General features: G+C 42.9%; 18 protein-coding genes. 1 reads left to right on the forward strand and 17 read right to left on the reverse strand.

Going from position 1 to position 20,344, the window contains the following annotated elements:
* Positions 1-26 precede the first annotated feature (26 nt).
* The 8 genes from ACFQ0C_RS03190 to ACFQ0C_RS03225 all read right to left on the reverse strand — a co-directional run bounded on the left by ACFQ0C_RS03190 (position 27) and on the right by ACFQ0C_RS03225 (position 11,609).
* Positions 27-1,583, reverse strand: a complete 1,557-nt coding sequence (locus ACFQ0C_RS03190) for an extracellular solute-binding protein (RefSeq protein ID WP_379363910.1) — start codon at positions 1,581-1,583, stop codon at positions 27-29.
* Between the two features lie 188 nt (positions 1,584-1,771).
* Positions 1,772-4,021 carry a helix-turn-helix domain-containing protein gene (locus tag ACFQ0C_RS03195; protein WP_379363912.1) on the reverse strand — a complete coding sequence of 750 codons (2,250 nt, stop codon included), beginning with the start codon at positions 4,019-4,021 and terminating at the stop codon, positions 1,772-1,774.
* Between the two features lie 957 nt (positions 4,022-4,978).
* Positions 4,979-5,860, reverse strand: a complete 882-nt coding sequence (locus tag ACFQ0C_RS03200) for an AraC family transcriptional regulator (RefSeq protein ID WP_379363914.1) — start codon at positions 5,858-5,860, stop codon at positions 4,979-4,981.
* Positions 5,861-5,912: 52 nt separating this feature from the next.
* Positions 5,913-6,692 (reverse strand): phytanoyl-CoA dioxygenase family protein, encoded by a 780-nt coding sequence (locus ACFQ0C_RS03205; RefSeq protein ID WP_379363916.1) that lies wholly within the window; start codon positions 6,690-6,692, stop codon positions 5,913-5,915.
* A gap of 40 nt (positions 6,693-6,732) precedes the next feature.
* Positions 6,733-7,614: a carbohydrate ABC transporter permease gene (locus ACFQ0C_RS03210; RefSeq protein ID WP_379363918.1), complete on the reverse strand. Its 882-nt coding sequence runs from the start codon at positions 7,612-7,614 to the stop codon at positions 6,733-6,735.
* 13 nt (positions 7,615-7,627) lie between these two features.
* Complete coding sequence (locus ACFQ0C_RS03215) at positions 7,628-8,572, reverse strand: ABC transporter permease (protein ID WP_379363982.1); 945 nt, start codon at positions 8,570-8,572, stop codon at positions 7,628-7,630.
* Between the two features lie 138 nt (positions 8,573-8,710).
* Entirely contained in the window at positions 8,711-10,390 is a 1,680-nt protein-coding gene (locus ACFQ0C_RS03220) for a type 2 periplasmic-binding domain-containing protein (protein WP_379363920.1), read from the reverse strand.
* Between the two features lie 40 nt (positions 10,391-10,430).
* Positions 10,431-11,609, reverse strand: a complete 1,179-nt coding sequence (locus ACFQ0C_RS03225; protein WP_379363922.1) for a Gfo/Idh/MocA family protein — start codon at positions 11,607-11,609, stop codon at positions 10,431-10,433.
* A 583-nt stretch (positions 11,610-12,192) separates the two neighbouring features.
* Between ACFQ0C_RS03225 and ACFQ0C_RS03230 the strand changes: the two genes are divergently transcribed.
* Positions 12,193-13,047, forward strand: coding sequence for an AraC family transcriptional regulator (locus tag ACFQ0C_RS03230; protein ID WP_379363924.1), 855 nt, complete (start codon positions 12,193-12,195; stop codon positions 13,045-13,047).
* 60 nt (positions 13,048-13,107) lie between these two features.
* Here the strand turns inward: ACFQ0C_RS03230 and ACFQ0C_RS03235 are convergent, their stop codons facing one another.
* The 9 genes from ACFQ0C_RS03235 to ACFQ0C_RS03275 form a co-directional block, all read right to left on the reverse strand.
* The gene (locus tag ACFQ0C_RS03235) at positions 13,108-13,989 is read right to left on the reverse strand and encodes a TolB family protein (RefSeq protein ID WP_379363926.1); all 882 of its coding nucleotides are present in this window, start codon (positions 13,987-13,989) and stop codon (positions 13,108-13,110) included.
* A 20-nt stretch (positions 13,990-14,009) separates the two neighbouring features.
* Positions 14,010-14,474, reverse strand: coding sequence for a VOC family protein (locus ACFQ0C_RS03240; protein WP_379363928.1), 465 nt, complete (start codon positions 14,472-14,474; stop codon positions 14,010-14,012).
* Positions 14,475-14,489: 15 nt separating this feature from the next.
* Positions 14,490-15,143: a ThuA domain-containing protein gene (locus tag ACFQ0C_RS03245; RefSeq protein ID WP_379363930.1), complete on the reverse strand. Its 654-nt coding sequence runs from the start codon at positions 15,141-15,143 to the stop codon at positions 14,490-14,492.
* Positions 15,144-15,173: 30 nt separating this feature from the next.
* Entirely contained in the window at positions 15,174-15,872 is a 699-nt protein-coding gene (locus ACFQ0C_RS03250; protein WP_379363932.1) for an SDR family oxidoreductase, read from the reverse strand.
* Positions 15,869-16,378 (reverse strand): VOC family protein, encoded by a 510-nt coding sequence (locus ACFQ0C_RS03255; protein WP_379363934.1) that lies wholly within the window; start codon positions 16,376-16,378, stop codon positions 15,869-15,871. Before ACFQ0C_RS03255 ends, ACFQ0C_RS03250 begins: the two co-directional genes overlap by 4 nt.
* 28 nt (positions 16,379-16,406) lie before the next feature.
* Positions 16,407-16,865, reverse strand: coding sequence for a VOC family protein (locus ACFQ0C_RS03260; RefSeq protein ID WP_379363936.1), 459 nt, complete (start codon positions 16,863-16,865; stop codon positions 16,407-16,409).
* Positions 16,866-16,926: 61 nt separating this feature from the next.
* The gene (locus ACFQ0C_RS03265) at positions 16,927-17,796 is read right to left on the reverse strand and encodes a carbohydrate ABC transporter permease (RefSeq protein ID WP_379363938.1); all 870 of its coding nucleotides are present in this window, start codon (positions 17,794-17,796) and stop codon (positions 16,927-16,929) included.
* Between the two features lies 1 nt (position 17,797).
* Entirely contained in the window at positions 17,798-18,757 is a 960-nt protein-coding gene (locus tag ACFQ0C_RS03270) for an ABC transporter permease (protein WP_379363939.1), read from the reverse strand.
* A 16-nt stretch (positions 18,758-18,773) separates the two neighbouring features.
* On the reverse strand, positions 18,774-20,300 hold the full coding sequence (locus tag ACFQ0C_RS03275; protein WP_379363941.1) for an extracellular solute-binding protein: 1,527 nt from the start codon (positions 20,298-20,300) through the stop codon (positions 18,774-18,776).
* Positions 20,301-20,344 lie beyond the last annotated feature (44 nt).

Here is a 20,344-nt window from a genome sequence, read left to right on the forward strand (position 1 = left end):
ATGATTACGGGTATGACCTTGTCTAATTATTTTTTATTTACTTTCGAATACCATTCATTTGCCTTCTTGGTTACTTCATCGCCGCCGGATTTTTTCCATTTTTCTACAAACTCATCAAATTTTTCGATTGGATAATCACCCATAATGATTTTAATTGCATATTCCTGGAAAATCTTATGAGTGCTAATATCTCCGAAGCCATCGAAAACGCTGTTAGGCATACCGTCTGCTGGAAGCAGCTTTTGAGCAGGCTGGGATATTTCCCACATAGCAGGAATTTTTTTGCCGTATTCCGATTGGTTTATAGCGACAATTTTTTTACGGAAATCCATATCCCAATAAGATAAGCCGCTTAAAGCGAACTCTCTGGATTTAATTTGAGCCGGTGTATCCTTCTCAGCCAAGTACTTTACTTGACCGTTCTCTTTAACCCATGTTTGATTTTCTTGGCCATATAATTGGAAGTTCTTCCCTTCCTCTGTATACCACCAATCCAAATATTTCAGTACGTTAGCTGCGTTCTTCTCTGCACTCTTAGGAATCATATAATCGACGAAGCCCATTGCTTTCTGGGAAACAAAACCTTCGTAGCCTTCGACCTTAGGCACAGGGATGACGATCACGTCGGCTTTCGGGTTTTTCTGCTTCATTGCATTGAAGTTAAGTGTTCCCTCGCTCGGAATATGGAACCACATACCCACTTGATCATTTTTAATTTTGGCAGACCATGTATCGCTCTTGTTCAAGAAGGTCTCATTATCCAAAAGCTTCTCTTTATAAAGCATTTTAATAAACTCTAAAGATGCTTTCATGTTAGGTGTAATCCCTGAGTATACAAGCTTCCCATCGACTAAGTTCCAATCCGGATAGCCTTCATACATTCCCACTCCATACATGGAGAACAATTCATCCATCCATCGTGCGCCTTCACGTCCGCTGGTAGGGAGTTCATCCTTTTGTCCATTGCCGTTGGGATCCTTATCACGGAACGCCTTCAGCACTTCCACAAGCTCCGCTTGCGTAGTAGGGACTTTCATACCAACAGCATCAAGCCAATCCTTACGCATCATGATGCCTAACCTTGGAAAGAGATCATATTTAGGAAGGTAATATATTTTACCGTCCGGAGATGCCGCCCGCACTTTATCCCAAGCTTCTTTAGGCATCGTTTTCCACAAGTTAGGAGCATATTTCGGAAGCAGATCGTCAAGAGCCAGTGCCGCGCCTTGCTTAATCATAATTTGATCAATATTACCGCCCTGTCCATTCGGTCTCAAGAGATCAGGAAGATCTCCGGAGGCAATTAATGTTTGGACCTTTTGCGTGTAATCATTCCATGGGAAGGTTTCAATTTTCAAGTTAACCCCGATCTTATCGGATACATACTTGGTATCAGCTTCTGATGGTGTAGAATCAGGATCAATCGGTCCTTTAATAATGCGGATAGAATCCGCCGCTTTCGATTTGTCGGCGTTGCCCTCAGTCGAATTCGTCTCCGTCTTGCTGCATCCAGCTAGCGCTCCTGCCAGAACCAGGCAAGCAGCCATTAATAGAATGCCTTTTTGTCTTTGATTTTTTTTCACGGTAAACCGCCCCTCGCAATTTAAATAATGAATGTAAAGCCTTGATTCAAATCCTAATTGAATGTGGACAGCCGGGCAACGGTTCATATTCTCAGGCATATGCAAATAGCAAAAAACCGGGGCTTTTTAATATAAGCATACCGGTTTATTTTAAGCATATCCCTTGAGCAGCCTATAGTTGAAGGCTATTATGACTGTTCTTTCAGCCAATCCCTATACTTTCCGGGGGTCATGCTTTTCATATTTCTAAAGACCCGAATAAAGCTATTTTCATTCTGATAACCAACCATTTCGGCGATTTCAAAAATTTTATAATCCGTTTCTTTAAGAAGCATTTCCGAATGTTCAATTCTCAGCTTGGTGAAATAATCATAAACGGTTTGTCCGGTTTCCTGCTTAAACAACTGGTTGGCCTGATAAACACTAAGCTGCGCCGAATCCGAGATATCCTTGACTCCGATATTTTCACTCAGATGCTCCAGCATAAAATCAATCATCCCCTGGATGGTCATATTCGTTTTGCTTACTTGTTTCTCTTGGAATTTGGATAAGATTTGACTGACTATGCCATTAAAATAGTTCCTCAGATCATGAATGTCCATTGAGTTAATTTTGGGGTAAAAATAAGGCTTCATAGCCGCTTGAATGGGTCTGCCTAATCCTTCGGCCGTTTTCTCCAACGAAATCTGAAGCTTCTCAAGGGCAGCCATCACGGCCACAGGCGAATAGTTTTTTTCAGAGATGGCATTGAATAAACGATCGACCCCGAGCCATGCCTGTGAGTCGTTCCCCGTTTGGAGAGGCTGACAGACCGCTTGAATGAGTGCTTCATCCACATCGGCCTTTACTCTTTCCTCCTGTGTCTTTGCGATATACACATTGCCGTATCCGTGATAAAGCCGTTCAAATAAAGCTATGTTCGATTGCCGGTAAGACTGAGATAAATGTAATACATCGTGGGTCGGTTCGCTTAGTCCGATTGAAACAGACATATTTAAATACCTCAGCGCTTCATCGACTACCCTGCCGCATATCCCTTCCGTATCATCGGCATTCTCATGGTTAGGCTGCAAAAGTAAGTAAAACCCTTCTTTCCCGTGCTGTACCATAACGCTCCGGTTGCTTTCATTAAAGCACTCCGCCGTAATATTTCCCAGAGCATATAACAATAGTTCGGAATCTCCCAGGCTGTAAGGCTTGGACCATTCCATGTAATGATCGATAGAAATAGTCGCTATGTAGAGCGGGCCTTGCTGCCAATCTGCAAAATGGTCCTTCCACTTTTGATACAGCTCCACAGCATCCGCTTGTTCGAAGCAGGCATCTTCAAGAAATCTCTTGCGGATTTCCGGCATGCTGGTTTTGATCTGCTTGGACATAAAGGAATGATCATTCAAAATTTTGGTTGTTAAATTTTCCAAATCAAGCAGCTCGGGCTCGTTATACGTTTTTTCAATCGGGATCAAAAGCTTTCTCATCCGTCTGATAGGACGCAGCATTTTGTTATTCGTTATAACGATGAGAGCTACACTCACGATGGCAAACAAAACCGAAACTAACAATACAGCATTCCGAATCCAATACATGCCTTTAAATAATTGCTGCTCAGGCAATACGGAAACAAAGCTCCAACTCGTGTAGTCCGATTTCAAAACATACAGCAAATACTTTTGTCCATTGCTATAAAATGTGGGGTTATGTGCGGTATCTGCATGCTTCACTGCATTACCCAGCTGCGCTTCCTGGAGCCCGGCGGTATCCTTAGCCAGAATCGGCTCGAAAGCAGCATCAAAAACAAAATGGCTCCGCCCAAAATCATTTTCAACATAAATCTGACTGGAAAAAAATTTCTGTACAGGGATATTAATGACGAGAATGCCTTTTTTCTGCGCGTTCAAAAGGATAGGTCTGAATAAAGAAATATACATCTCTTTCCGGCTTTTATTTAGCCTCTCTTTGACAACCATCCCCGTTATCGAATCAATATCCTTAAGCCAGTCACGATCTGCCAATAGATTCATGTTCGATATATAACCTACCGGATTGCTTGCGGCGATTCTTTCTTTTTCGATATCATATATATAAATAGATTCGATATTGTTGGAAATGCTTGCTGCATTAAGAAAATTGGTAATATTCGTTATTTTATCAAAATCATTATTGCTGCTCTGCAGGAATTCAGTGGTTGCCGTGTGAAGAATGACCTGTACAGCTGTCATATCCACATTTTTCACAAACTGATCCGTTAAGTCACGATCAATAGTTAATTTGGTCAATTCTGGAACAGCCATTTCCTTCATCAGGATGCTCTTCGAAATTGCATAGGATGCCAGACCAAGAGAAAGTATTAACACAGAAATGACCAAGGTTAAGGTAACCAGCAATCGTGATTGGGAATTTTTCATCGTATATTTGAGCCAAAATAACAGACGTTTCATGCTTTCTATCCACCTTATTGCTCTAGTCGTAGAAATAAACCCCTTTGTGATTTCAGGAAGAGGCCCCTCCGACTTATCTTATACTACTTCCCTTAATTTGAAAACAAACGCTGTAAAATTGTCTTAAAAGCACAGAAAAAGACAAAGTAACCGCCATGCCCTTGCGGAGTCGTTGTTGTACAATCTGCGTCAGTTCTTGGGGAGCGAGGTTTTCTATTGAGGAAAGAAAAGCTTCTATTCAAAGCCCTCTCGATGCTTGATGAAGATACATTCGTGTCTAAGCGGTGGCTTTTATGTGCAAACGCATACGTGTGAGCGTGGGGAGGGAATCTGAAAGGAAATAAGGTGCGCTATTTCATTGTTTTAACGTTATTGTTCAAGTGAAACGGAACTAGGATCTCTTATTTGTTGGTTAATATGGATTTTACGACTATTAAAGTCAGAATAACGCATCATAGTTCCGCAACTTCATGAAATAGGGTGGGTTTTCAACCAATAGAGCATTGACGTTCCGTTAGTCATCGGAATTCATGTTAGATGGAACCAAGACATGGCATATGATGGATGAAAATGTTCATAATATCCCCACGGCCACAAGAGAAAGACTTCCCCTATACTGTATATAGAATCGGCTATCCGTATCGGATCGAAGACCCGTAGGCTCATCGAAATCTATTTGCTGCCATACGTTCGAGTCCATATCTTACCCAACCAAAATTGAAATAAGGGGTAAGCTTCGCTCACCCCAAACCATATAGACTCTGGAGAAAAAGGGGCTGTCCCAAATAAGTGTCAGTGAATGAGTCAGTCCCAAACTATGTACAAAAACGCCTCCAAATCCACTATGTAAGTGGGGATGGAAGCGTTTGTTCGTAAGAAAATTCCCATTAGAGGGGGATTCGAAATTCCAGAAATGACTTTTGGGACAACCTCTACAAGCTGCTCCGAATCTTCCGATCAAACAACCTGTTTTTTTCGAAAAAAGGTAGGAGTCATTTTCATTTCTTTGGAAAAAATACGTGTAAAATAATGAATCGTTTTAAAGCCGGCTATTTCAGCGATTAATTTTACAGGCAGATTGGTTGTAACCAGCAGCTCGATCGCCTTTTCAAGACGAGTTTTACGAATAAAATTGGAGAAGCTTTGTCCCCTTTCTTCGAAAAACAGCCGACTTAAATGCCGGGGCGACAAATGGACATAATTGGCTACATCGTTCAAGCTTAAATTGGATGCCATATTATCTCCGATATAGGTCATCGCTTGAGCTAATGTATTGTCCCTCAAACGCCTTATCTTTCTTTTCACCGGCACTATTTTCTGCTGTTTAAAGTTGTCCGGAATAGATAAGATAAAGTGGTAAGCCAAGTCGCGGATAAAGTTATCCTTGTCACCTTTTGTATTTAGCGCCGCTTGATGCAGCAATGTTTTCCACATTAATACGGTTAATGTCTCATGAGAGTCATAACAAATCACTTTATCAGAGCTCTCTAATTCCTGATACTTAGCATTCAACTCCGCAGAAGATGAAGCCGGCTTTATCTCAAAGCCGATAAATAACACAAATAATCCGTTTTCACTAATAATTTGATGCATGATTCCCGGCCGGGAGCAAAACAACGTTCCGCTTTTTAACCCATGCTGTACATTCCCCTCCGCATAAATACCTTCCCCAGCGATTACATAAAAGATTTCATAAAACGTATGTTTATGGGGTTTGTTGCTGAAATGCAGCTCGTTGCCCGCCCAATAATGGACCTCGAATGTACCCAGCTCGCCTTTGACCTCATTGGTAATTGCTATTAACAAATGGTTTGATTCCAATAAACTATGGGCATCCATTTGCCTCACCTCATCATTATTTATAAGGCTTAAGACCATACAAGAGCCGAATTCAATCTTCAGCCAATTTACCGGTATAGTTGTATTTTCTGAACAGTGGATTAATTCCGCTCAGCATAAGTCCCTGTCCCCAATTTACATGAGTATCTTTGGTCGGCATATCTTCAGGATCACGAACCTGGACAAGAATATTTCTTCGAGTCCGTTCGCTGCGATTAATAGGAGAGCCATGGATCGTTAAATAGTTAAAGAATAGCACATCGCCTGCTTCAGCCAAGCAAGGAACCCCGCTATGTATCGGATATTCCTGGTGATTTAAATAATAGCTTCCGACATGCGGAAGAGGGCCGGATTTATGGGAGCCAGGTATGACATGCACACATCCGTTCTCCTCGTTCGTTGAATCCAAATGGATGCTTGCCAGCATCATCGTATGCTTCTCATGCGGGAAATACGGATAATCCTGATGCATCGGGAAGGCAGCGCCTTTCTCCGGCGGCTTTACCATCATCTTGGTATGGTGGAGTTGCACATTATCACCGATCAGCTTGGTAAATACATGCACGAGATTCGGTTGTGTTATCATCCGGGTAAATTGGGCGTCATGGTACTGTACATCATGGAAGCCCTTCAGCACCAGCTTCTTCAATTCCTCCGGCGGTAAATAGTCTCCTTGCCAGGCATGGCTCCGGTCATATTTGGAGGCAGCGGCCCGCTTCAGGAAGGTGTCCACCGAATTCCTAAGCGTTTCGACTTCTGAAGTGTCGTACACTCCTTTCACCAGCAGGTAACCGTTCTCATGATAAAATTCCATCTGTTCCGCAGTAATCATGCGATCCCTCTTTCCCTTATGGATTTTAAGATGTATAACATTATCCTTTCACCGCTCCTATCATAACTCCTTTAGTAAAGTACTTCTGTAAGAACGGGTACACGGCAATGATCGGACCTGTTGCCACTACAATGGTGCAATATTTAATAATTTCGCTGACAGCCTCTTTATCACTGCCGCCCGAGCCTGTAATCATACTATCCGTGCTGCTGTTTACGAGAATTTCACGTAGAAATAGCTGCAGCGGGTACATATCTCTTTTCTGCAAGTAAATCATAGCGCTGAACCAGGAATTCCAATGAGCCACAGCATAGAACAAAACCATGACTGAAAATACAGCCTTTGAAAGCGGCAATACAATTCGAAACAAAATGGTAAAATCATTGGCGCCGTCAATTCTCGCAGATTCTTCCAAACTAACCGGGATAGCTGCAAAAGACGTTCTCATAATAATCAAGTTATAAGTATTGATAGCTCCCGGTATTAAAAGAGCCCACATCGTATTAAACATGCCAAGATTTTTTACCAGTAAATAGTTAGGGATCAAGCCGCCGCTAAAAAACATAGTAAATACGATGATCATCATCATCGGATCTCTAAGCATGACACCTTTTCTGGACAATACATAGGCACCCAAGCAGGTCATGAAAAGATTGATGCTTGTTCCTACCATCACATAAACAATCGTATTGGTATAGCCGGTTATAATATTGGGATTTTTAAACACATTGATATAGCCGTCCACATTAAATCCAAGTGGTGACAACAGCAGCCCGGAGTGGCTTGCTAATTGAGACGGATTGCTTAAGGATGCAAAAACAACATATAGAAACGGGTACAGAGTAACTAGAGTCAGAAACAACAAAAAGCATACATTAAATACCCCAAAAATGTTTTCACCCATATTTCTTTTTTGATTCATTATTGTCCACTCCTTACCAAAGGCTTGTCTCGTTGACCTTCTTACTGAATTGATTTGTTGCTACCAAGAGCACAAAATTGATAGCCGAGTTAAACAACCCTACGGCTGCGCTAAAGCTGTAATTCGCTTCAAGAATACCCTTTCTATAAACATAGGTTGAAATGACATCTGAGGTTTCATAAGTAATCGGATTGTACAAGAGAAATATCTTATCAAATCCGACATTCATCATGCTCCCCATTTTCAAAATAAAAAGGATGATGATGGTTGGCATGATCCCAGGCAGCGTAACATGCAGCATTTGCTTGAATCGTCCCGCCCCGTCAATCGTCGCAGCCTCGTACAGGTCCTGGTCTATTCCGGCTAACGCCGCCAAATAAATAATAGAGCCCCAGCCTAGCTCCTGCCATATATTGGAGCCTACATAAATAGATCTGAATAATTCAGGTTTAAGCAGCATCGTGACTCTTTCCATGCCCATGAAAGCTAACAAATCATTAATGATGCCGTTTCTTGAAGTGAAATCTACAATCAAGCCGCATAATACCATGACTGAGATAAAATGCGGAAGATAAGTTACGGATTGTACAAATCTTTTAAATATTTGTTTTCGTACTTCATTTAGTAAAAGCGCTAATATAATGGGTGCCGGAAAGCCAAATATAATGTTATATAAACTGAGCAGTAATGTGTTACGAAATATTCTTACGAAATATACGTCCTTAAAAAAATCGCTAAAATTTTGAAAGCCTACCCACGGGCTCCCGGATATTCCTTTAATAGCGGAAAAATCTTTAAATGCAATCGAGGCGCCATACATAGGCCCGTAGTCGAAGATTAAGTAGTAAGCAATCACGGGCAATGCCATGAAATAAATAATTTTGTTTTTGGATAAATCCCGCAGCAGTCTGCTAATAAAATTGTCTTTTCTCCTTACAGATACTCTTCCGTAAAGCATCTGTTCGCCAGTCTTTACTTCCCCCATCTGCATTCTCCTTTTAATCAGCCTAAATAACTTATTAGATTTCTATTAAACAAGGACACCATACGGGGATGAACGGTCACCCCGTATGGTTATGGTCAGACGGAAATTATATTATTTACGGGCTATATATCTGTCATATGCGGCCTGCTGAATTTTTATTGCATCTTCTATCCCCATACCTTTTAATGACTTCATGTAATTATCAAACTCACTGAGTGGCGTCTGACCCATAACGAACTTAAGGAACTGCTCATCCCTGTAGGTATTGACCGTAGACAGAATGGATGCTATTTTGGTAGATTCCTCAACCGTTGGCGTTACTCCAGGAGGCATTGTTCTGTCGTATGAACCTGCTTTCCATAAGCCAATAATTTGCTGCTGCTCAGGCAATGCCATACGTTGATGCCATATCTCAGGTGTCATTACGAAGGCTAAGCCGCCAGACCCTCTGGAATATTGCGATAATGCCTCATCAATAGACAAGCCCTTCGGATTATTCGTGATTTCAGGGAGCAATTGAGGCGAGCCATTCACCATTTTGTAGCTCTGTCCCTCGATACCAAATGTATTGAGCAGCGATCCTTCAGGACTATAGCCATAGTCCAGCCACATAGCAGCTTCTTTGGCGTATTTACTTTTAGCGGAGATGGCCACCCCGCCGCCGCTGGCAATCTTGATTTCATCTACATTGAAATTATAAGATTTTGTTCCTTTGACATAAGGCGGAACCGTTCCCAATAATTTCACTGTGGGATCTTTGGCTTTCATCAGCTGAACAAATCTTCCGAATGTTCCAGATGTGGATCCCGTCCAAGAGCCTGCACGGTTCCCCATTACTTTGGCATCAAATTGCTTGCCGTCCGTTAATGCAAAATCCGGATCAATCAAGCCTTCTTTATACCACTTGGCTAATGTCGTAAGCGCTTCCTTATATTCAGGCGTATAAGGTCCAAATTTAACTGTACCGGAATCATGATAGAAACCATAATTGATCCCCCATGCCCTTACCCAGTTCTGCAGGTCTCCCGCTCCTTTAGGTGCGAGAGGTATCTCGTCATTTTTCCCGCTGCCGCTAGGATTTTTGGTTTTAAAAGCTTTTAACACTTCATACCAATCTTCAATTGTTTCCGGTGACTTTAAGCTTAGTTTCTCCAGCCAATCCTGTCTTATCTGCCATCCGAATGTCTGGAAAGCCGGGTTAGGATTTGGGTTTACCTTCGCAAACTGATCCGGTGATTGTGCCTCGGGATACACATAGATCGTACCATCGTCTGTACGCATTTGTTTATTAGCTCTGGGATCGGAATTCATAAATTTTTTGAGATTGGGCGAATATTTGTCCACCAGCTCATTAAGCGGCATAATTACGCCATCCTTGATAGCTTTGTTAGGACCACCGTTATAATCGCCTATCCAATTATAGTAAATAAGATCTGGTATATCGCCTGACGCAATCATCAGATTGAACTGCTCTTTGACAGCTGCCGCATCCATAGACGCGGGATGAATGAAATCAATATGTATGCCCGTTCTTTTTTCCAACTCTTTAAACACGGCTATTTCATTATAATTTTTCATTGTTGCCGCTACTTTGGCATCCATCGCCACAAACATTCTTAAAGTAATGGGTTTACTGACTATCGGTAGCGGAATTGTACTGATGCTTGCATCATCACTTTTCTGTGTCGAGCTCGTCGGCTGTGCAGTATTAGAACTGCATCCCGAAAATACACTTGCGAGTAATGCAAAGGAAAGTGTAAAAGCTGATGCCTTACGGAATTTACCTTTCATTGATAGTTCCCCCTATAAATTATTTTAGTTACCAAGGCTATCACTGGGAATAGCTGATATCCATAGCTCCATCCCTGTTAACCTTCTTCTCGTATTTCGAGCTTTTGATAAGCTCATTCAGTTTCTTTTCATATTCATCTGCATCCATAGGCAGCCTAACGGTTTGATCGTTAAACGAAGAAAGCATAATCGCATTGGCAATGGTTAGCCCGTTGATCCCCTCTGGTCCATGTGCGATGAGTTCTCCACCACCATTCCGGATAGCTGCAATGAACTTCTCAGTAACTAGTCTATGCCCGCTGGGAACGCTTACATCTACAGGGATTTCAGTGTACCAATTCTCGACATTACCCATCCTGCTTTGAGATTCTTTGATAAACCGAAGCATGGACTCCCGGGTTCTATAAAAAACAATTTTATTATCTTCATAAATCAGTTTTCCGTACTCTCCTACAATCTCCATTCGGTTTGATCCAGGAGTTTCTGCTGTGGTTACTATAAAATGTCCAACCATTCCATTGTCATGCTCGAAGTATGCCGTCACTTCATCTTCGACTTCGATATCATGGTATTTTCCAATATGAGCGAATCCGTTGATGCGTGCCGGCACGCCAAATAACCATTGGTATAGATCCAGATTATGCGGGCATTGATTGGTCAGAATCCCTCCGCCTTCCCCAGCCCAAGTAGCACGCCAATCGCCGCTATCGAAGTAAAGCTGGGATCTGAACCATTTGGTATTAATCCAGGTGGCTCTTATTAATTTCCCGAGCTCTCCGCCATCGATGATGTCTTTAATCTTCTTATGAAAAGGCAGCGTCCTTTCTTGAAACATAATCCCAAAAATAAGGGATGGATCTTCTTCCTTTGCCAACTCATAAGCAGCGATCGTTTTCTTGGCATCATTTACATGCACGGCAATAGGTTTTTCACAAAGAACATGAATCCCCCTATTGAAGGCATCAATGGATATAGGCGTATGATCGTAATGCGGCACTGCTATTAACACAGCCTCTATGCCTGATTGCTCAAAAAGCTCCGTATGGCTGTAATAAGCTTTAGTATTGTATACCGCTGCTGTGCTATCGGCATTTTCCTGGACAACATCACATACGCCTACGAGCTCTACGTTATCCATTTGATTCAAATACCTTAGATGACTGTTTCCCATCCCGCCTAATCCAACGACTCCCAGCTTCACTTTACTTAATGTACTCATACAATAGCCCTCCATTTAATTTGAACTGTAAGTGCAAAATGTACAAAACATGACGAAAGCGCATACATAAACAAGATTTACATACAAATTAGGAAGATAAAGGATAAATACCATTACACTGCTATTCTAAAATAGATTTAAAGATATATCATAGTTTTTTGTGATTAAAATATTGTTTTTTGTGCAGTTTCCATTCGTACTATAGATGATTCTGCCCCTTTTTTACACTTACATGGACAGTTAATCTAAAGATAGTTTAATTTATTTTTCACTTGGTTGTATTTATCAAAAACGGACATTAATTTGCACTTTGAAGCCATGTTTTAAAACCAGTATTTCATGAAGAGACAGGAGAGTTCAGCCCGTGCTTGAATCTTTTAAATATGTTCAATATCAAAAAAATGCATCTATCTCCTGAAGAGATGGATGCAAATCAACCTTTTAGTATAGTCACTCACGAAATCATCAATTTAGTCCATATTATCATCAAAATATACAAGGAAATTGTAAATCCTATATACTACTCTATTATTACAAAGAATGTAAATGGGAACCTATTTTATTCTAAAGTGAGGTAATGCTGATGAACCTGGCTTATGAAAGTATAGACGAATGCATTCTCTATGAGCATAAACTGTATAATCCCAACCTGAACAACGTTAACTTTCATTTGCATGATGAGTTTGAAATTTATTTTTTAATATCAGGTGATGTGAACTATTTTGTTGAAAAAAGCATGTATCCTTTAAAGTATGGGGATTTAATGATCACAAATAATCAGGAAATTCATAAGCCCTCCTTTAAAAATGACAGGTTATATGAAAGAATAACGTTACAGTTTGCCCCCCATATCGTCCGCACTTATAATTCCCCACGGCTTGATCTCCTGAGCTGCTTTCTAAATAAACCAAAAGGCCAGCAAAACAAGATTTCTCTTAAACCAAGTCAGATCAAAGAATTGCTGCGTCTCTTTAATCAAATGGAGCAGCTCAAAAACAATGCCGGATATGAAATTTTAAAGCTAAATTATCTCATCGAAGTACTAGTTTTGATCAATATTGTATTTATGGACAATAACCTCTCGGAAAACATCTCCACTATGCCGGAATTATTAATTTCATTATTGGACTATATTGATATGAATTTGGAAAATGACCTTACCCTTGAATCCCTCTCCAAAAAGTTCTATGTGGACCGGTTTTATATGGGACGAGTTTTCAAGAAATATATCGGCAGCAACATTCATGAATACATTCTTTTCAAAAGAATCTCCAAAGCAAAGGAAATCCTGTCTGAAGGCTATAGTGTCACAGATACTTGTGGAAAATGCGGATTTAATGATTATTCCAATTTCCTGAAAATGTTTAAACGAACCGTCGGGATCTCCCCTGGCAAATACAAGGGCAATCTGGGAAACTCCCCCTCACCAAGGATCTGACAGGAGTATAATGAGCTCCAGAAATTCTTGTTATCCGTTCGCTATAAGTCTAAACTTCCTCTACTCTTTTAGCTGATAGCTCACAAACGCCAGCTGCCTGCTGTCAGGCGACCAGGAATTAACGTTGATTGTGCCCTGTCCTCCGAACAGTTTAACAAGCGTGCGAAATTCGCCTCCAGCGCTCTGCATCAGCCGAATTTCAACGTTCTTGTTGGCAGGATGGTCGCCGGGAGCAACATCACCCTTGCTGTAAGAAATAAAGGCTACAGATTCGCCATCCGGAGACACATGCGGGAACCAATTGTTGCTCTCATCAAAAGTCATCTGTGTCGGCTCACTCCCATCGGCGTTCATCCGCCATACCTGCATTAAGCCTGTACGCACCGAATTGAACCAAATGTGCTTACCGTCCGGCGAGTATTCAGGACCGTCATCGAGACCCGGAGAATCCGTCAGCTGCGTTTCAACGCCTCCGGTTACCGGGATCGTGTAGATGTCGTACTGACCGTTTCGCTCCGCACAATAAGCCAGTGTGCTGCCATCAGGTGACCAGCCATGCAAGTAGCTTGGCGCAATAGGCGTAATCAGCACGGGATTGCCACCCGTTAGCGGCAATACATAGATGCGGGACAAGCCATCCTCCAGCGTGTTATGGCTAACCGCGATGTGCGAATTATCGGGAGACAGCACATGGTCGTTGTTGCATCGCGTGACATGTCCCGATTCAATAGCCGTGCTTTCTCGTGCGCTAATGTCGAAGGAATAAATGCGCCCCAGGCTGTTATAAATAAGCCGTTTGCTGTCAAGCGTCCAGTTAGGCGCTTCGATCAAGTAATCGAATTGGGCTAACTCCGTGCGTTCGCCGGTTTGTACATCCACTGTTTCAAGTGTGCTGATCACATTGCGGGTTGCCATCTTACGAGGCTCCTTTAAAGTATTCATTGGATATCTCCTTGCCCCTACTAGTTTTTATCGACTTCCTTAAACTCCAGCGTGACGCCCAGCTTCTGGACTGTATCGAAATAGGCGTACCGCTCTTTTCCCTTCTCCGTCTTCTGGATGACCGGCATCCCTTTGTGTTCCATCAGTTGAATATGTTCTTCAAAGCCTTCGATGTTCATCGCAACATAATGAACTCCCTGACCGTGTGCTTCTTTAAACTCGTTCCATGGACTTGGTTCGTTAAGCGGCTCAATCAGTTCGATATAAATCGGCTTTAACGGCACGATGGCTGTTTTGCAGCGAACCTTCCGCTTCTCTCCCCGGAATATCGTATAGGCCCGTGGATCCGGCTGCGTATCCGGTTTAGGCACACTCACTTTCGGCACTTCAATGTTGAAGATTTCTGCATAATGTTTTACGGCTTCCTCAATATTTTCAACTACAATACCGATTTTAACGATCTGGTCTGTTGAAATTTTTTCCATGTTTGCCGTCTCCTATTATTGGATTTGAATGCAACGCAGTACCGAGTTTCTTAGCAGCTCCAGCATTCCTTCATGTAGAAGTCCCTCTTTGTTATGCGCCGGCGTTAAACAGCATACCGTCCCTTTGCCATAGGAATGAGTCCATCCGCCTATCGAGTGGCCGTCAACCGAATCCGATTGCAGAAACACGGTCGTCCTTGTCTCATCGCAAATAACAAAATAATGCTCATCCAAAATTTCAAACGATATTTCTTGGGAATGATCCGTTGGAAGTACCCCTCTGTAGCTCACCATTTGATGCTTGGACGGATGGTAATCGAAATACCCCCCTAGCATTTCAATAAATAGTGAATCCTGCGGATAAGAGGCGAGCCCTGAATGCCATGCCAGGAATCCCCCTCCCCCCTCAACGTAGCGGGAAATAGCTGCCGCTATCTCCTCGGTTAACCAGTGATGCACAGCCTCGTCTCGAGGATTGACCCGATCTTCCTTGAACAGGATCACAGCAGCAGGACCTGAATCCAATCGTTCCAGCAAATGATCAGCTGATATATATTCGATCTGATAGTGCCCACCCTCTATAACCGGATCAAGCGCCAAGCTCAAAGACTGTTGGATAATATCTTCAGAATGATAGTAATCTCCAACGATTGCATAAATAGTTTTCATCCGTTTATTTCCTCCATAGGCTTCAGGATATTAGATTGGCATCGGTTCACCTTTAAAATTAATGAAAAAATGCTCCGGATCGATGTCCTTTCTCAATTCCACAATATCGATTATACCCTGCGCGCTTTCGACCGGATCACCAGGAGCCTTCTCACCGCCCATGTCGGTCTTGATCCACCCCGGATGAAGCGCATAGACACGAATTCCTCTGCCCCTTACGTATTTTTTGAGCTGCTTGGAGAGCATGTTGATCGCTGTTTTGGAGATGGCATAAGGATAATCACCCCCATATGCATTCGACAGACTTCCCGCTTCTGATGAAATATTGATGATAGCGCGAGAGGGGCCATCCGGCACCAATGGCAGTAAATGCTTGATGACTCTCATCGGTCCGAACAAATTAATCTCAAAGCTCCGTGCTACATCCTCCATCTGCAGAGCCTCAATTGAAACTCCTCGGCCCAGCAGTATGCCTGCATTATTAATAATGGCATCGACTGCTTGCCCATCCGCTATTAGATTTCGCGCTAATTGCGCAACCGTCTCTTCACGGCATACATCCAGCTCTACGGCTTCGATCTGGCCGGGGAAGCGGCCGATGAGGTCCAGCAGCTTCCCTTCAGGCTTTGCAGAACGAATACCAGCTACAATAAAATGACCTCTTTGCGCAGCCTCTGCTGTGAGCTCATAACCAAGGCCGCGATTCGCTCCTGTAATGACAATTCTCATGATTGCCCCTCCAGATTCGGCATAATGGGAATATCCTTAGGCTCGCCTAGCTCCTGAAGTCCAAGCGTCACCCCAAGCTTGGCAATCGTATCAAAGTAGCTGTATCTCCCTTTTCCATATTCGCCCTTATGAGTCAATGGAAACCCTTTGCTTTCTACGAAATCGATATGCTGCTCAAAACCGGGAACGGTAAAGGTTATGAAATGAACGCCTTGCCCATACTGCTGCTTGAACTCGTTCCATGGACCCGGTTCATCATACGCTTCCAGCAATTCAACCGTCACGGGTCCCATCTGCATATTGGCCAGCTTGACACGACCGGGGATAAATGTGCCTCGATACCACGTATAGCCACTCTCCGTATGCTGCGGCACGCGGTTCAAATCAGGAACACGAATGATTGGCATCTCAGTACCGAACAATTCGCAATAATGCTTGACCGCCTCCTCAATGTTGTCTACAAGGATGCCTATCTTCATCAATTGATTATTTTCTATATGCTCCAAATTCCGACAGCTCCTTATTAGAAAGATGTTACTTCTTGTCGTTTTCCAACAGCTCTACAATGACCTTTAGCGGCTCGAAGGTATCGATATACGCATATCTGCCTCCGGTGTATTCACCTTTTTGCAGCAGAGGCATCTGGTTACGCTCCAGCGTCATAACTTTATCCTTCATACCCTCAATTCTGAATGCGATATGATGCGGACCCTCGCCATGCTCATCCAAATATTCGCGCCATGTGCTTGGGTGCTCATCAGGTTCAATAAGCTCCAATTGCAGCGAGCCCATTTTGAAAAAAGCCAGCTTCGCTCTCGCTTCTGAACGCTCGCCTCTATATTCCGTTTGTGCCGATTCTACAGCAGCGGTAAGCGCCCAGCCCGGATTATCCACTCCGAAAAAATCAGCGTAAGCCTGCGAGGTTTTCTCGATATCGTGAACCAAAATACCGATTTGCGTTATAAAATTAGTATCCAATAAGTTTTTTTCCATTTTTCATACTCCTTTGAATTGTATATTTAGCTTCATCAGCCTTTGTTACATGCAGCAAACATTAGCCCTTTACCGAGCCAAGCAGCATGCCTTGATTGAAATACTTTTGCAGGAAAGGATACACAACGAGCAGCGGAATCGCCGTGAACACCACGGCAGCCATTCGGACGGCCGGGCTAAATTCCAAGCCTTCGACTGCCGGGCCCATATTCTCACTCGGTTGAATAAGCATTTGACGAAGAAAAACTTGAAGCGGCATTTTTTCAGCAGAAGTCAGGTAAAGGATCGAGCCGAAATAGGAATTCCAGTAATCAACGGTATAAAAGAGCGTAAAGGTTGCCAGGACCGGCTTCGATAACGGAAGTACAATTTTCCACAGCAAGCCGAATTCAGAGCAGCCGTCAATCCGGGCAGATTCCTCTATTTCAGAAGGGAAATTTTGGAATGAGCTTCGAATAACGATCAAGTTAAACGGAGCGATAGCACCTGTAAGAAATAAGGACCAGTAAGAATCTAGCAGATTTAAGCCTCTTACAAGCAAATAGAGTGGTATAATGCCTCCACTGAACAGCATCGTAAACAACACCATGAAATTTAATAGCTTGCGCCCCTTCAACCAGGTTTTGGATAGGCCATATGCCATCAAGGTTGTGAGAGTCATACTGATTGTTGTGCCGCATATAGCGATAATTGTTGAGTTTTGGAAGGAGGTAAGAAAGTTCTGATTCACCATTAAATAAGCATAAGCGTTCGTTGTCCATACCTTCGGTATTAGGAAAAAGCCCCTTGTTAAAATTTCCTGCTTGGTTGCGAATGAGGCAAATACAACATATAGAAATGGAATCAAAACAATAATCAGGACGAGGATCAGCAGCATGTAAACTACCGTCTGGTATATAGGAGCTCTACCTCTGAAATCATGTGCTTTCATCTCAATAGACTCCTTCCTCTCCGAGTTTTTTGGCAATTCGATTCACAATGAGGATCAGACTTAATCCGATAACGGATTTGAAAAGTCCTACCGTCGTTGTGTAGCTAAAATCGCCTTGCAAAATCCCTATCCGGTATACATATGTGTCGAACACATCGGATAATTGCAGGTTCGTCGGATTTTGCATCAGGAGGATGTGCTCGAAGCTGGTATCCATCAAGTAGCCGACCCTGAGAATAAATAAAATAATGATTGTCGTTCGTAAGCCCGGTAAAGTAATATGCCACAGTTGTCTCCACCGGCTGGCACCATCGACAACAGCAGCTTCGTATAAGGTTGGATCAATGGACGCAAGTGCCGCGAAAAAGATAACTGCACTCCACCCGGCTTCTTTCCAAATACTTTGCGAAACATAAAGGAATCGGAAATAATCGCTGTTGGTAAGCAGCTCAATCGGGGCAAAGCCTGCATTTATTAACAGCTTATTGACACCACCCTCCTGCATTGAGAACAGAAGGATGGTGAGACTGACGACAATAACCCATGATAGAAAGTGGGGAACATACACAACGGTCTGTACGAATTTCCGAAACCATGCAGCCCTCGCTTCATTCAGCAATAAGGCTAAAACAATCGGCGCCGGGAAAAACAAAATTAAATTCATACAGCTAAGTAAAAGTGTATTTTGCAGCAATCTTACGAAATCCTGCTCCCCGAATAACCTGCGAAAGTTATCCAATCCCACCCAATCACTTTTCAGAAATCCGTCAAAAGGGTCAAACTGCTGAAAGGCTATGATTACGCCACCCATAGGAATGTATTTAAATACAATAAAGTAAAGCAACCCCGGAAAAATCATCAGGTATAGTGGAATTCCACGCTTCCAAGCTCGAGTATTCCTTTTCCTTACTGCCAATGAATGTACACTTTCCTCTTTCCCCTTTAGACTTATCGCCTTCATAAAGTATGTTCCTTTCCTATTTGGACAGCTTGAATTGTTCGTTCATTTCTTCAATAATCTTGTCACCGCCATCCTTTTTCCAAGCCTCTACTGCTGCATCTATAGCTTCAAGCGGCTTCTGTCCCATAATGATAGCTACCATCTCACCCATCAGCTTTTGATCCAATGAAGCTCCTGATTTCGTTGAGGTTTCTGAGAATAGCCCCGCACCTTTATCCTTGACCAAATATTTCTTGTTCTCTTCAAATAAGGCTTGAACCTTTTTCGGCTTTTCCTGATCTTCCCAAGGGCGGACAGTATTCAATGCATCGAAACGATGGAAGAACCAGAAGTTTATCAGCATAGGGCGATCCGTCTCGAAGGCAGGAAGCATTTCATACTTGTCACCGTTCTTCTTGAAGTGGATGCCCTCAACCCCGTAAGTGATAAGAGAGTGTCCCTCATCGGTTACCATATAGTCCATCAGCGCCATAATGCGTTCCTGCTTCTTCTTGTCAATTTTGGCATTAATGACAACCTTATTCGTAGTTGCATAGGTTGTATTTCCTTGAAGACCGGTAGGCCCCTTCGGCGGTGCCAGTTGGAGCACCTGAGCGGTAGGTACGACCTTCTGGAGATTCGGAAGACCGGTGTCATAAATATTCGTTCCGGGAACATCCGTAAAGCCTACCTTGTTGGCCTCGAATTTAAAATCGGGATCCTGTCCTTTATTAATTGCAAAGTCCTTGTCCAGTAGCCCATCTGCATACATTTTGCGTGTAAAACCTAAGAAATCCTTCAATTCCTTAAGCTGTGCCTGCCAAGGGACGATTCCACCGTTAACTTCCTTCCAGCCATTGGCCAGTCCAAAAGCAAATCGAATCGGGTCCGCGCCGCGTGTAAAGCTGCGGTTATTCGCAATCGCAAAGGAATAGCCCATCGTATCGTCTTTGCCATTTCCGTCCGGATCATTTTTCGTAAATGCTTTGGCCACTTCGTAAAATTCATCTATCGTCGTTGGCGGCTTCAAATTAAGCTTATCGAGCCAATCCTTACGAACGAGCAACGTTTCCCTGAATTCCGGGGTCCAGTTAGGCAGCGCATAGGTTTTACCCTTGGGGTTGCCTATAGCTAAAGTTTCTGCATCCATGGTTTTCACCAGATTGGGATATTTGCTCAGCATCGGCGCTATATCGAGAAACACTCCCTTATCACGCCATTTCAGAAATTCAGCGCTATTAATTCGGAATACGTCGGGAAATGAATTGGAAGCGGCCATAACACCCAATTTTTCCGTATAATTATCGGAGGGAACCCACTGAATTTTCAAATCGATATTAAGCTTCTTGTTTAATTCATCGATAACGGGATGCTTATCCGACCAAGCACCACCCTCATAGGCGATAGACATCATGTTAATACTTATCTTCTCACTTTGTGTGTCTGCAGCCTTCGAATCTGCAGGTGCAACTGTGGCAGGCTTCGCTCCTTGACCTCCTGAGCATCCTGCGATTAAGCCGGCTGTAATTGAAATGGCTGCAATTGTCCTCATCCGTTTACTCATTGGACATTCCCCCTTTGTAAATGTAAATCTCGCCTCTACAACAT

This window comes from Paenibacillus sp. GCM10027630 (assembly GCF_042676305.1).
Taxonomy (GTDB): Bacteria; Bacillota; Bacilli; order Paenibacillales; family NBRC-103111; genus Paenibacillus_S.

Excerpts from the sequence above, each read along its gene's own strand:
- ACFQ0C_RS03215 (WP_379363982.1), bottom strand. The coding sequence starts at position 8,572 with ATGCTTTACGGAAGAGTATCTGTAAGGAGAAAAGACAATTTTATTAGC.
- ACFQ0C_RS03235 (WP_379363926.1), bottom strand. The coding sequence starts at position 13,989 with ATGAATACTTTAAAGGAGCCTCGTAAGATGGCAACCCGCAATGTGATC.
- ACFQ0C_RS03210 (WP_379363918.1), bottom strand. The coding sequence starts at position 7,614 with ATGAATCAAAAAAGAAATATGGGTGAAAACATTTTTGGGGTATTTAAT.
- ACFQ0C_RS03225 (WP_379363922.1), bottom strand. The coding sequence starts at position 11,609 with ATGAGTACATTAAGTAAAGTGAAGCTGGGAGTCGTTGGATTAGGCGGG.
- ACFQ0C_RS03240 (WP_379363928.1), bottom strand. The coding sequence starts at position 14,474 with ATGGAAAAAATTTCAACAGACCAGATCGTTAAAATCGGTATTGTAGTT.
- ACFQ0C_RS03250 (WP_379363932.1), bottom strand. The coding sequence starts at position 15,872 with ATGAGAATTGTCATTACAGGAGCGAATCGCGGCCTTGGTTATGAGCTC.
- ACFQ0C_RS03265 (WP_379363938.1), bottom strand. The coding sequence starts at position 17,796 with ATGAAAGCACATGATTTCAGAGGTAGAGCTCCTATATACCAGACGGTA.
- ACFQ0C_RS03195 (WP_379363912.1), bottom strand. The coding sequence starts at position 4,021 with ATGAAACGTCTGTTATTTTGGCTCAAATATACGATGAAAAATTCCCAA.
- ACFQ0C_RS03205 (WP_379363916.1), bottom strand. The coding sequence starts at position 6,692 with ATGATTACTGCGGAACAGATGGAATTTTATCATGAGAACGGTTACCTG.
- ACFQ0C_RS03275 (WP_379363941.1), bottom strand. The coding sequence starts at position 20,300 with ATGAGTAAACGGATGAGGACAATTGCAGCCATTTCAATTACAGCCGGC.
- ACFQ0C_RS03230 (WP_379363924.1), top strand. The coding sequence starts at position 12,193 with ATGAACCTGGCTTATGAAAGTATAGACGAATGCATTCTCTATGAGCAT.
- ACFQ0C_RS03270 (WP_379363939.1), bottom strand. The coding sequence starts at position 18,757 with ATGAAGGCGATAAGTCTAAAGGGGAAAGAGGAAAGTGTACATTCATTG.
- ACFQ0C_RS03260 (WP_379363936.1), bottom strand. The coding sequence starts at position 16,865 with ATGGAAAAAAACTTATTGGATACTAATTTTATAACGCAAATCGGTATT.
- ACFQ0C_RS03220 (WP_379363920.1), bottom strand. The coding sequence starts at position 10,390 with ATGAAAGGTAAATTCCGTAAGGCATCAGCTTTTACACTTTCCTTTGCA.
- ACFQ0C_RS03200 (WP_379363914.1), bottom strand. The coding sequence starts at position 5,860 with ATGGATGCCCATAGTTTATTGGAATCAAACCATTTGTTAATAGCAATT.
- ACFQ0C_RS03245 (WP_379363930.1), bottom strand. The coding sequence starts at position 15,143 with ATGAAAACTATTTATGCAATCGTTGGAGATTACTATCATTCTGAAGAT.